General features: G+C 73.7%; 3 protein-coding genes. All 3 read right to left on the reverse strand.

The window, feature by feature from the left end:
* Positions 1–651, reverse strand: a 651-nt coding sequence (locus ACT4N7_RS09340; protein WP_444828226.1) for a beta-ketoacyl synthase N-terminal-like domain-containing protein, incomplete at its 3' end; no start/stop codon positions are given.
* A 31-nt stretch (positions 652–682) separates the two neighbouring features.
* The gene (locus ACT4N7_RS09345) at positions 683–11,440 is read right to left on the reverse strand and encodes an SDR family NAD(P)-dependent oxidoreductase (RefSeq protein ID WP_444828227.1); all 10,758 of its coding nucleotides are present in this window, start codon (positions 11,438–11,440) and stop codon (positions 683–685) included.
* 105 nt (positions 11,441–11,545) lie between these two features.
* Positions 11,546–13,150 carry a glycoside hydrolase family 1 protein gene (locus tag ACT4N7_RS09350; protein WP_444828228.1) on the reverse strand — a complete coding sequence of 535 codons (1,605 nt, stop codon included), beginning with the start codon at positions 13,148–13,150 and terminating at the stop codon, positions 11,546–11,548.
* Positions 13,151–13,168 lie beyond the last annotated feature (18 nt).

Raw genomic sequence — 13,168 nt, forward strand, 5'->3', positions numbered from 1 at the left:
CAACGCACCCACGGCCAAATGCAACGCCACCAACGACGAACTACACGCGGTATCCACAGTGACCGCCGGACCCTGCAAACCCAAGGTGTAGGACACGCGCCCGGAGATCACGCTGGAGGCGTTGCCGCTACTGACATATCCGTCGAGCACATCAAGCCCGTGGCGCTCGTAGTCGCCGTAGTCGGAACTCATCGCGCCGACGAAGACGCCGGTGTTGCTGCCGTGCAGCGTCTCCGGCCGGATGCCCGCGCGCTCCAGCGCCTCCCAGCAGGTCTCCAGCACGACGCGCTGCTGGGGGTCCATGGACTGCGCCTCGCGCGGGGAGATCCCGAAGAACCCGGCGTCGAATAACTCGACCTCCGATAAGAAGCCGCCCTGTCGCGAATAGCTCTTCCCCACCGCGTCCGGGTCCGGGTCGAACACACCCAGCGCGTCCCAGCGCGCCGGGAACTCACCGATCGCGTCCCCACCCGAGGACAGCAGCTCCCAGAACGCCTCCGGCGAGTCGACACCGCCCGGCAGCCTGCACGCCATCGACACCACGGCGATGGGCGCGCCGCGCTGTGCTTCCAGGTCCGCAGCGCGCTTCTGCAGCGCGCGAATGGCGGGCAGCGCCAGCTCCATCCGGTCCTGGCTTGGGTTAGTCATCACACAACCTCGATCCGGTTCGGCGTCGCCAGGCTCAGAGTTCGAGCCCGAGCAGGGCGTTGAGTTCGGCGTTGATGTCATCGAGCGAGCGGTCGTCCGCGCTCGCCGGGGCAGCCGCGGCGATGGGCACCCCGAGCGCGGACTCGGCCAGGCGCACCATCTGGTCGAGCAGGCCGCTGTCGGCCAGCCGCTGAGGCGAGACCCGGTCGAGCGCCCAGGCGAGCCGCTCGCCGGGGTCCTCCCCGGAATCAGCGGCGCCCGGCGCGAAGTCCAGCAGTTCCAGGAGCAACCCGGTGATGGCGGCCGGGGTCGGGTAGTCGAAGGCGAGCGTGGCGGGCAGCGGTGTCCCAGCCGCCGCTGCCAGCCTGCGGCGCAACTCGACGGCCATGAGCGAGTCCAGTCCGATCCCTTTGAGCACCCCGTGCGGGGAGAGCGACTCGGCGTCGGCGATGCCGAGCACCGCGCCCACCTCAGCCAGCACAACCTTCTCGGCGAGTGCGGCGCGCCCGGCGACAGGCGCGGCGAGCAGCCGGTCGCGCAGCGTCTCCGCGGCCCGCGCGGGCGCGGGCCGCGGAGAGCGCCGGACCAGGGCGCGCACCATCGCGGGGACCTCGTCGGGCTCGGTCCGCGCGCGCAGGTCGAGCCGGACCGGCACCAGATGCGCGGCATCGGCCGCGAGCGCGGCGTCGAGCAGCCGCAGCCCGTCGGCCACCGAGAGGGGCGCGATGCCCTGCCTGCGGATGCGGTCGAGTTCCGGCAGGCCAAGGTGCGCGGTCATGCCGGCGCCTGTCTGCGCCCACAGTCCCCACGACAGGCTGGTCGCGGGCAGGCCCTGGGCGCGCCGGTGCGCGGCAAGGGCGTCGAGGAAGGTGTTCGCGGCCGCATAGGTGCCCTGCCCAGCGGTGCCGAGCGTGCCCGCCACGGAGGAGAACAACACGAAAGCGGTCAGGTCCAGGTGGGCTGTCAGCTCGTGCAAGTGCGCCGCACCATCGGCTTTCGGGGCGAGGACGCCACGCAGCCGGTCGGCGTCCTGACCGGTGAGCAGGCCGTCGTCGAGCACGCCTGCCAGATGCAGCACCGCCGTCCAACTGTCCGAAGTAGACAGTACGCGGGCGACGTCGGCGCGGTCGCCGACGTCGCAGGCGAGCACGTCGACCGACTCGGCGCCCGCCGCGCGCAGGGTCTCGGCCAGGTAGGCCGCGCCAGGGGCGGCGGGGCCGCGGCGCGAGATCAGCACCAGCCTCCGCACACCGTGGTCGCGCACCAGGTGTTCGGCGACGGCGGCACCCAGTTCGCCGGTACCGCCGGTGATCAGCACCGAACCATCCGGGTCGAACGCGACCGACCCGGCCCCGGCCGACGCCCGGACCAGGCGGGCGGCCAGCACCTCGCCGCCGCGCACGGCCAGTTCGGGTTCGTCCGCGACCGCCAGCGCCCGGTCCAGCCCGACGCCGTCGGCGACGTCGATCATCCGGATGACCCGGTCCGGGTGCTCGCGGCGAGCGGTGCGCAGCAGCCCCCACAGCGGCGCCTGGGCCAGACCGGCGACCGCGTCACCGGGAGCCGCGGCCACGGCGTTCCTGGTGAGCCACACCAGATCCGCGTCGGCCAGGCGTGACTCGGCCAGCAGCGCTTGGAGCATCCGCAGCGCCGTGGCCGCCGCGTCCCGCACGACGGACTCTCCGGTGGCGTCCACCAAGACGACCACGGGCCGGTTTCCGCCGTCCAGATGCCGCCGCAGTTCGTCCAGGTCGGCGACCGACGGCAGCCCCAGCAGGCCGGTCCCGCCCAGCACCAGGGCAGGTGGCGCGGTGGGCACGGCGAGGGGAACCGGCTGGAACCGCACCCGATACAGGTCGCGGACCCCGCTCGCCGCCCGAATCTGCGCGGCGGTGGCGGGACGCAGCCGCAGCGTGCCGCGCAGCACGGGCCTGCCCGCGGCGTCCGCGGCCCAGATCGCGGCGCCGGAGCCGTCCACGAGGTCGAACCGGACCCGCAGGGCGGTCACGCCGTCGGCGTGGAGTTCCACATCGGACCACTCGAACGGCAGTTGCACCTGCCCGGGCTCGACTGGCAGCACGGCCGCCAGCGTGTGCAGTGCGGAGTCGAGGGCGGCCGGGTGCAGCCCGAAGCCGCCCGCCGCGACCGACGCGGGCAAAGCGACCTCGGCGTAGGCGGTGTCGCCATCCCGCCACAGGCCGGTGAGCCCCTGGAAAGCGGGCCCGTAGCCGAGACCTCGCTGCGCGAGTTCAGGGTAGAGGCCGCCGATGTCCACGGCGTCCGCCGCGCTCGGCGGCCATTCGCGAAGGTCCGGCGCGGCCGGGGCCGCGCGGTGCTCGGCGAGCGTGCCCGCCGCGTGACGCGTCCAGTCGCCGTCATCGCCTTCGGGCAGGCTGAACAGCTCGATCCCGGTCCCGTCGACGCGGACTTGCAGCCGCACGGGCCCGGCCAGCACCAGCGGGTGCTCCAGGGTCAGCTCACCGATCCCGGCCGCGCCCACCGCGACCGCCGCCGCGACCGCGACGTCCAGCAGCGCCGTGCCAGGCAGGACCACCGACCCGAAGACCGCGTGGTCGGCCAGCCACGGCCAGTCCGCAGGCGCGATCCGGCCACTGAGTACGTGCCCGGCGCCGTCTGCCAGCGCGACGACCGCCGAGAGCCATGGGTGCGCGCCTGGCTCGGCCGCGGCACTCGGGCGCGCCGGGTCGGTCCAGTGGCGGGTGCGCCGGAAGGGATAGGCGGGCAGTCCGACCGGACGCGCGGACGACACGGCGAGCACCTCGTGCCAGTCCAGCCGGTGGCCGTGGCCGTGCAGCGTCACCGCCGCCGCCAGCGGCGACTCCGCGCGCAGGGACGGGACGAACACCCCGTCCGCCAGCGTGGCGGCGGCCATCGCGGTCAGCGTGGAGCCGGGACCGCATTCGAGGAAGCCGCCGATCCCCCGATCTCGCAGGGCGGCCAGGGCGTCGGTGAAGCGGACGGCCTCGCGCGCCTGCCGCTGCCAGTGGGCGACCCAGTCCGCGTGCGCGGCGTGGTCGAGCGGCTGTCCCGTCAGAGTGCTGATGACCGGCGTGTGCGGGGCAGCGAACCGGCAGGTGGCGGCGACAGCGCCGTACTCGGCGAGCATGCCGTCCATGTGGGGGCTGTGGAAGGCGTGCGACACGCGCAGCCGCCGGACCTTGCGCCCGCGCTCGGCGAACCGGTCCGCCAGCAGTTCCACTGTGGACACCTCGCCGCTGATCACGGTCTGGTGCGGCGTGTTCAGCCCGGCCACCGCCACCCCCGCGACGCCGTCCAACTCGGCGCGCACCTCGGCTTCACCGGCCTCGACCGACACCATGGCGCCGCTATCGGGACACTGCTGCATCAGCGCGCCGCGCGCCGCGACCAGCCGGGCGGCGTCGGTGAGCGACAGCACGCCGCCCGCGTGCGCCGCGGCGATCTCGCCGACCGAGTGGCCTGCCAGCGCCGCGGGCTCAAGACCCCACGAGCGCCACAGCCGAAACAGCGCGATCTCCACAGCGAACATGGCGGGCTGGGTGTATGCCGTCTGGTGCACCAGGTCCGATCCGCCGAGCACCAGATCGGCCAGCGGCCGGTCGAGGTGCTCGGCGAATGCCGCGCCCACCTCGTCGAAAGCCTCACGGTAAGCGGGGTATCGCTCGTACAGCGCCGCGCCCATGCCAGGGTGCTGGTTACCCTGGCCGGTGAACAGCACGGCCACGGAACCGTCCCCGGTCAAAACCGGGGCCGTGCCCGCGGCCACGGCCCGCAGTCGGGCCGCCGCGTCGGCCGAGTTGGCGGCGACAACGCCCGCGCGGTGCGTGAAGTGGGTGCGGCGCAGCGCGGCGGTGGCGGCGACCTGGGCCATGGCGGCATCCGGGTGCTCGTCCAACCAGGACGCCCAGCGGTCCGCCTGCGCCCGCACCGCGGTCTCGTCCTTGCCGGACAGCAGGACCGGCCAGTCGCCCTCGGCGGCCTCGGCGGCGGCCTCGATGGGTGGCTCCTCCAGGATCAGGTGCGCGTTCGTGCCGCTGAGCCCGAACGACGAGACCCCGGCGCGGCGGACCCGGTTCGCCGTTCGCGGCCAGGGGGCAGGCTCGTCGACCACCCGGACCGGCAGTTCGGCCCACTCGATGTGCTGATTGCGCGGCGAACTGTGCGCGGTGGCGGGCAGTTCCTCGCGCCGCAGCGACGCCAGGACCTTGACGACGCCCGCGATGCCCGCGGCCGACTCCAGGTGCCCGATGACGCTCTTGGCCGTCCCGATGCCCAGCGGCGCGGATCGCCTGCCGCGGTGCACCTCGGCCAGTGCCCGCACCTCGACCGGGTCGCCGAGCGCGGTCCCGGTGCCGTGGCACTCGACGTAATCGAGGTCCCCCGGCTCCAGCCCAGCGGATCGCAGCGCGCCGCGCAGCACCTCCTGCTGGGCGGACCCGTTCGGCGCGGTGATCCCGCTGCTGGCGCCGTCGTGGTTCACCGCGCTGCCCCGGATCACACCGAGCACGCGGTGTTCGGCCGCCACGGCCGCCGACAGCCGCATCATGGCGACCATGCCGACACCCTCGCCGCGGCCGTAGCCGTCGGCCGCCGCGGAGAACGTCTTGCTCCGCCCGTCCGGCGACAGCGCGTGCGAGCGGCTCAGCGCGATGAACGAGCCGGGGTCGGCGAGCACCTGAACTCCGCCCGCGACGGCGAAGTCGCACTCGCCGTTGCGCAGCGCCGCACAGGCCAGGTGCAGCGCGACCAGCGACGACGAGCACGCAGTGTCCACCACCATGGCCGGACCCCGCAGCCCGAGGTGGTAGGCGACGCGGCCTGCCAGGAAGCTGGGCAGCGCTCCGGTGAGCGTGTAGGTGTCCTGCGGGTCGCCCGCGCGGTGCCTGCCGTACTCGCCCGGACCCGCGCCGACGAACACACCGGTGGTCGAGTCGCGCAGGTCAGCGGGCCGGATGCCCGCGTCCTCCAGCGACGTCCAGGCCGCCTCCAACACCAACCGCTGCTGCGGGTCCATGGGCGCGGCCTCGCGCGGGCTGATCCCGAAGAACGCGGCGTCGAATCCCGCGATGTCCGGGAGCAGCGAGGCGGACCGGACGTAGGTCCTGCCTTCGGCGTCGGGGTCGGGGTCGTACCAGGCGGCAATGTCGAAGCGCTCCGCGGGGATCGCCGTGACGGTGTCGCGGCTCCCGGCGAGCACGTCCCACAGGCTGTCCAGGTCGTGCGCGTCGCCCGGCATGCGCAGCCCGACGCCGACGACCGCGATCGGCTCGTCGGCGCGCGCCCGCGCCGCTTCGGTGCCCGGAATGGCGACGTCGAGGCCGAGTTCGGCCAACAGCCAGCCGATGACCGCATCGACGTTCGGCTGCTCGTAGACGATGGTCTTGGGCACCGCGACCCCGACGCGCGCGGCGAGGTTTGCGCTGAAGGCGACCGCGAGCATCGAGTCGAAGCCCAGGTCCGTGAAGCCGGTGAGCGGGTCGAGCGAGTGCGGGTCGCGGACTCCGAGCACGGCGGCGGCCTCCTCTGCCACCAACTCCCGCACCGCCGCCGCGGCCATGTGCGCCGCCGCGACAGCGGTCGCGGTCGGCCGGGCCTCGGCTATCCCGTCGAGCAGCGGCCGAACGCGGTTGAGCCGATACGCCGCGGCCGCGGGCGACCAGTCGATGTCGGCCACGACGAGGGACCGCCCGGCCACCACGGCCGCGTCGAGCCCGCGCAGGGCGTGGTCCGGCCGCATCGGCCGCAGTCCCATGCCGCGGAGCTGGGCCTCGGCGGTCCCCTGGGCCATGCCGCCGCCCGCCCACGGCCCCCAGGCGACGCTGACGCCCGGCAGTCCCAGCGCCCGGCGGTGCGCGGCCAGCGCGTCCAGTGCGGCGTTGGCCATCGCGTAGTTGCCCTGTCCCGCGTTGCCAAGGACACCGACGACGGAGGAGAACAGGACGAACGCGTCGAGGTCGCGGTCCGCGGTGAGTTCGTGCAGCCACCGCGCGGCGGTGACCTTGGGCCGCATCACCGCGGCGACCGCGTCCGCGTCGAGGTGGGTCAGCAGGCGGTCGCCCAGCACCCCCGCGGTGTGGAAGACCGATCGCACCGGCGTGCCTTCGCGATCGAGCCGGTCGACCAGCCGCGCGAGCTGGTCCCGGTCGGTGACGTCGCACGACTCCTGGGTGACCCGCACACCCGCCGCGAGCAGCTCGTCGCGCAGTTCGGCCGCGTCGTCGGCGCCCCGCCCTCGGCGGGACACGAGCACCAGATGTTCGGCCCCTCGGTCCGCGAGCCACCGCGCGACGTGCCGGGCGAGCGCCCCGCTGCCCCCGGTGACCAGCGCGGTTCCGCGCAGTGCGCACTCGCCGCCCCCGGCGAAGCGCCGCAGCCTGCGGGCGAACCTGCCCTCGGCGCGCAGCGCCACGTGCTCCTCGCCAAGGTCGGCGGCGACCGTGCCGAGTAGACCGTCCACTATGGACTGATCCAGGGTCTCGGGCAGATCGATCAGTCCGCCCCACCGCCCCGACGCTTCCAGAGCCGCCACGTGCCCCAGCCCCCACGCGGCAGCCTGTCCCAGCCGAGGGGCGACGTCTTCGGCGCTCACCGCGACCGCGCCCTGGGTGAGCGCCCAGAGCGGCGCTCGCACCCCCGCGTCGCCCATGGTCTGCAGGACGGCCAGCATGGTCAGCGCGGCGGTTTCCTCGGTGGCGTCAGTGGGGACGATGACGAGGATGCCGCGCGGGCTGCTGTCCAATTCGGACAGCGTCGCGGCGAGTCCGGGCCGGTCGACCGGCGGGAGAACGCGGAGCGTGCCGCCCGCGGCGGCGATCGCATCGGTGATCGGGGCGACGACGGGATGGTCCGGTGTCGCCACCATCAGCCAGTCTCCACCGGCGGCCCCGGTGGGGGCGGGCGAAGGCGTCCAGTGTTCCTCGTAGATCCAGGCGGCGGCACGGTCGGCGTCCGGGCGGACCGGGGCCGCACCTTCCACCCAGTAGTGCTCGTGCTGGAAGGCATACGCGGGGACGTCCGTGAACGGCCCGGTGCCGAGGATCGCGGCCCAGTCGAGTACGCAGCCGCGGGCGTGCAGGGCCGCCGCCGCCGCCAGCGGGTCCGCGCCCGGGATGGCCACGGCCGCGGGCAGTGTCGCGGCGACCATCGCGGTCAGCGTGGTGCCGGGTCCACACTCCAGGAACAGCTCGGTGTCGGCCACTGTGCGCAGCGCGTCGGCGAACCGCACCGGGCCGCGCGCCTGGTCCGCCCAGTACGCCGCGTCCGGCAGGCCGAGCACCGCGCCGGTCACGGTGCTGACGACCGGGATCGCCGCTTCCCGGAACTCACAGCCCGCGGCGATCAGGGTGTACTCCGCCAGCATCGAATCCATGTGGGCACTGTGGAACGCGTGCGAAACACGCAGCTCGCGGGTCTTGCGGCCCGACTCGGCGAACCGGTGCGCCACGGCGGCCACCGCGTCCGCGTCGCCGCTGATCACGGTCTGGTCCGGTGTGTTGATCCCGGCTATCGACACCGCACCCCGATGTTCGGCGAGCGCCGCCCGCACCTCGTCCTCCCCCGCCTGCACCGACACCATCGCCCCGCCGCCGGGGCACTGCTGCATCAGACGCCCGCGCGCGGACACCAGCCGTGCCGCGTCGGCCAGCGACAGCACACCCGCGACGTGCGCGGCGACCAGCTCGCCCACCGAGTGCCCGGCCAACGCCGACGGCCGCAGCCCCCAGAACTGCCACAGCCGGAACAGCGCCACCTCGAAGGCGAACAGCGCGGGCTGGGTGTACCTGGTCTGGTGCACCAGGTCCGAGTCCCCCAGTACCAACTCGACCAGCGGTCGGTCCAGGTGCTCGTCGAACGCCGCGCACACCTGGTCGAGGGCTGCCCGAAACACCGGGTACCGGTCGTAGAGCAGCGCGCCCATCCCCGACCGCTGACTGCCCTGACCGGTGAAGAGCACGGCGGGCTCCCCCGCCCTGGCCTGCCCGGCGACCACGCCTGCCCGCGTCCGGCCCGCGGCCACCGCCCGCAACCCGTCGACAGCCTCGGCGACCGAGTCGGCCGCGACAGTCGCCCGGTGCGAGAAGTGGGTGCGCCGCAACAGCGTCGTCCGTGCGGCGGCCGCGAGATCACCGCCGCTGTCGAGCCGGTCGGCCAGCCGCGCCGCGTTCTCGGCACGAGCGGCCTCGGTCGCGCCCGATACCGCCAGCACGACGGTCTCCGCGGCCGCGGCCGTGCCGGTCACCTCCGCGCGGTCGACAGCGACACCGTCCGACCACAGGCGGGTGGCCGTGGCCTCCAGTGCGGCCCGACCCGGGACGTCCCGCTGCAGGGTCGACACCACGGCCGCGCCGGGGTCGTCGGCCAGCGTGCGCTCCAGTGAGCGGCGCAGAACGGGGTGCGGTCCGATCTCGACAACCCGCAGCCCGCGCGGGGACCGCAGTTCCGCGACCACCTCCGCCACGCGCATCGGCTCGCACATGTTCCTGGCCCAGTAGTCCCCGTCCAGGGCGGAGCCTGCCAGCACGTCCCCGGTCACCGTGGACCAGAACGGCACGGTTCCCGGCCGTCCCGCCACGCCCGCGAGCCGCGCCGCCACTTCAGGAACCAGCGCCCGCAGGCCCGCGCCGTGCGCGCCATAGTCGATGTCGACCCGGTGGACTCCAGGCACCTCGGCCGCCACCGCGGCGAGGGCGTCCTCGTCCCCGGACAGGCAGACCTGGCCCGGCGCGAGGAATCCCGCCACGGTCGTCCCGGTCCGCTCCGCAACCGATCGAGCGTCCTCAGTGGACAGATCGCACACCAGCACGCCGCCTTGCCCACTGGCCCGCGCACCGATCAGCTCGGACCACCGGCCGATGACCTCGGCGCCCTCGGCGATCGTCAGCGCCCCCGCGCACACTCCGGCGGCGACCTCCCCGATGCTCTGCCCGAACACCCCGTCCGGCCGGATCCCCCACGCCCGCAACGTGGCGGCCAGCGCGACTTGGACGCTGAAGATCAGCGGCTGCACGACGTCCGCGCTGTCGCCGCGCGTGCCGCGCACGAGTTCCGCGCGGACCGACCAGCCCAGGATCGGCGCCAGGGCCGCGTCGCACTCGGCCAGCGCGGCACCGAAGGCGGGCTCGGCCAGGAGATCGCGGCCCATCCCCCGCCACTGCGAGCCGTGGCCGGAGAAGGCGAACACGACCGAGGGCGCCCCGGTGTCCGGCCGCTCGGGCCAGGTCAGCGCTTCGCGACGGGACGGCGGCTCGGCGAGGGCGACGTGCGCGTTGGTCCCGCCGAAGCCGAAGCCGCTCACGCCTGCGAACCGGCCCGCCTCCCGCCACGGTTGCCGCTCGGTCACCACGGCCAGCTTCGCGCCGTCGAAGTCGATGTGGGGATTGGGCGTGTCGAAGTGCAGGCTCGGCGGCAGTTCGCCGTGATAGAGCGCCAGCGCCGTCTTGAGCATCCCGGCGACGCCCGCCGCCGGTTCGAGGTGGCCGAGGTTGGTCTTGACCGAGCCCACCCACAGCGGGGCCGTGCGGCCCTCGCTGAACACCGCGCCCAGCGCGGCGGCCTCGATCGGGTCGCCGAGCGGTGTGCCGGTGCCGTGCGCCTCGACGTAGCCGACGCGCGCGGGCGACACGCCCGCCTCGCGCCAAGCCGAGCGCAACACATCGATCTGTGCCCTCGGGTTGGGCGCGGTGAGCCCGTTGGACGCGCCGTCGTTGTTCACCGCGCTGCCCCGGATGACCGCGTAGATCCGGTCTCCGTCGGCCACCGCGTCGGCCAGCCGCCGCAGCACCAGCACGCCGCAGCCTTCGCCGCGCACGTAGCCGTCGGCGTCCGCGTCGAATGCGCGGCACTGCCCGGTGGGGCTCATTGCGCCGAACTTGGTCATCGCGACCGTCGTGTTCGGGTGGAGCATGAGGTTGACCCCACCCGCCATGGCCAGGTCGGACTCGCCGCGCCGCAGGCTCTGCACCGCCAGGTGCACCGCGGTCAGCGACGAGCTGCAGGCGGTGGCGACGGCCATCACCGGCCCGGTGAGGCCGAGCGCGTAGGCGATTCGAGCGGGGATGATCGAGTTGTCGAAGCCGACCGCCGAGTGCGTCTCGATGGCGGCGGCCCGCGCCCCGGTCGCCAGGTGGTACTCCTGGGCCATCGTCCCGAGGAACACGCCCGTCCGGGTGTCGGCGAGCGAGCCGGGCACGATCCGGGCGTCCTCGACGGCCGCCCAGGCGACCTCCAGGGCGAGCCGCTGCTGGGGGTCCATCTGCCGGGCCTCGGCGGGCGAGATGCGGAACAGGCCCGCGTCGAATCCCGCGACGTCGTCGAGGAAGCCGCCTCGACGGGTGCTCATGGCGCCGGGAGCGCGCGGGTCCGGGTCGTACCACGCCTCGGCGTCCCAGCGCTCCCCCGGCACCGCGCCGACGGCGTCCACGCCCGCGCACAGGGCTGCCCACAGGGCCGCCGGGCTGTCGATCCCCCCCGGCAGCCTGCACCCCATGCCGACGATCGCGACCGCGTCCTCGGCCTCGGCCGCCCGCGTCCGCGGTGCGGCCGCGCTGTCCGGCGCGCCGACAAGGTGGGCGGTGAGCGCGGAGATGGTCGGATACCGCCACACCGTCCACACGGGAACTTCCCGGCCGAGCAGTTCGGACAGCTCCCGCACCAACCGCACGGTCCCCCCGGAGTCCACGCCCAGCTCGCGCAGCGGCCGGTCGGTGGGCACGCTGTCCCTGCCGGTCAGCCCGGCCACGGCCGCGCGCAGCAGTTCGGTGATCTGCTCGGGACCAACGGCGGTCTCGCTCATCATCCATCCTCGACGTCGGGAGATCGTTGGTGCGAAAGAGAAAGTGCGAGGGCCCCGCCGGAAAGCGGGGCCCTCGCACGCATGTTGTCTGTCCTTAGTGGACTGTCAGCCGGTCGGCTCCGGGGTGAGCGGACCGGCACCGCCGTACTTGCTCACGATGCTCGGCGTCAGCTTGCGCGAGCCTGCGATCGCGGCGTACACGCCCACGGCCTCGGTCGGGGTGCGCTCCATCGTGGTGCGGTCGACGCGGTACAGGCCGAACCGGGGCGGGTAGCCCTTGAGCCACTCGAAGTTGTCGAGCAGGCTCCAGTGGTAGTAGCCGCGCACGTCGATGCCCTCCGCGCGGGCCTTGGCGATCTGCTCCAACGCGCGCACGAGGTACTCCGCGCGGCGCTTGCCGCTCTCGGTGGCCAAGCCGCTCTCACTGACCACGAGCGGGATGCCCGGGTAGCGCTCGGCGACCTCCTTGAGTACCGGGTACAGGCCCTGCGGGCTGGACTCGTACCCCATGGTCGGCACGAAGTAGGTCGGGTCCACGTGCGGCAGGCACGGCGCGGCGGGGCACGCCTGGACGTCGATCACGGGGAACGCGGGCAGCTCCGGGTTGGCGCTGGGGTCGCTGATCCCGTTGCGCACGTAGAGCTGCGGACCCAGCCAGTCGAGGGTGCCCTTCCACTCGGGGTGGGACTCGTCCATGACGCCGTCGAGGTTGTTGTCGAAGGCTCCCTGCCACAGCGAGTCGAGGAAACTGAAGTCGAAGTACCGCTTGAACCGGTCCCGGGCGGCGATGTCCAGCGGGTTGTCGCTGATCTTCCCGTCGCGCACGGCGGCGTACTGCTGGACGCCGTTGGTCAGGCCGACGCTCGCGGCCACCCGGTCGCGATCGGAGTCGGTGCGGTCCGCGCCCTTGACCGCCCGGTACATGGCCACGTGCGCCCGGGCGTAGTTGCGCAGCGCGCGGGTGAACGTCTGGACGGTCTCCGGCGTGAGGTTCGCCTTGCCCGGCGGGCCGATACCGAAGGAGTGGGCGAAGACCATGTAGACCATCGGCTCGTTGACCGTCACCCATTCGTCGACGACGTCGCCGAAGCGCTGGGCCAACAGGCGCGCGTGCTCGGCCATCTCCTCGACGACCAACTCGCCGCCCCTCGGGTGGTCGAGACCGCACAGGTTGGCGTCGCCGGGACCGTTCGCGCAGCCCGCGTCGGCGGGGTCGTCGACCCACACCGGGTTGGCGAAGTGGTGGATGGTGACCATCGGCCGGATGCCGTTGGCGCGCAACGCCGTGATCAGCTCGCGGTAGTGGCGCAGCGCCGACTCGTCGATGACGTCGCGGCGCGGCTCGACGCGGGCCCACTCGATGCCGAACCGGTAGGAGTCGAGGTTCATCCGCTTGATCAGCGCGATGTCCTCGATGGCCAGGGTGTAGCCGTCCACACCCTCGCCGACGAACTCGTTGTGGCCCAACCCCTCCGGGGCAGGCTGGGTCCACTTGTACCAGTCGGTGTTGTGGTTGTTGTCCTCGATCTGGGTCGCCGACGTGGCCACACCGAACCGGAAGCTTCCCTGCCCGGAGGGCGCCGACAGCGACCCGATCCCGGCGAAGCGGTGCTTCCCATGGCGGGCCGCGGTGTCGGCGGCGTGCGAGGCGGGTGTCATCGCGACGGCCACCAGCACCGCCGCGATCACGGGTAACAGTTTCTTGCTCACGTGACTCCCAACCAGTTT

This window comes from Actinokineospora sp., from assembly GCF_052390155.1.
In the GTDB taxonomy this organism is placed as follows: domain Bacteria; phylum Actinomycetota; class Actinomycetes; order Mycobacteriales; family Pseudonocardiaceae; genus Actinokineospora.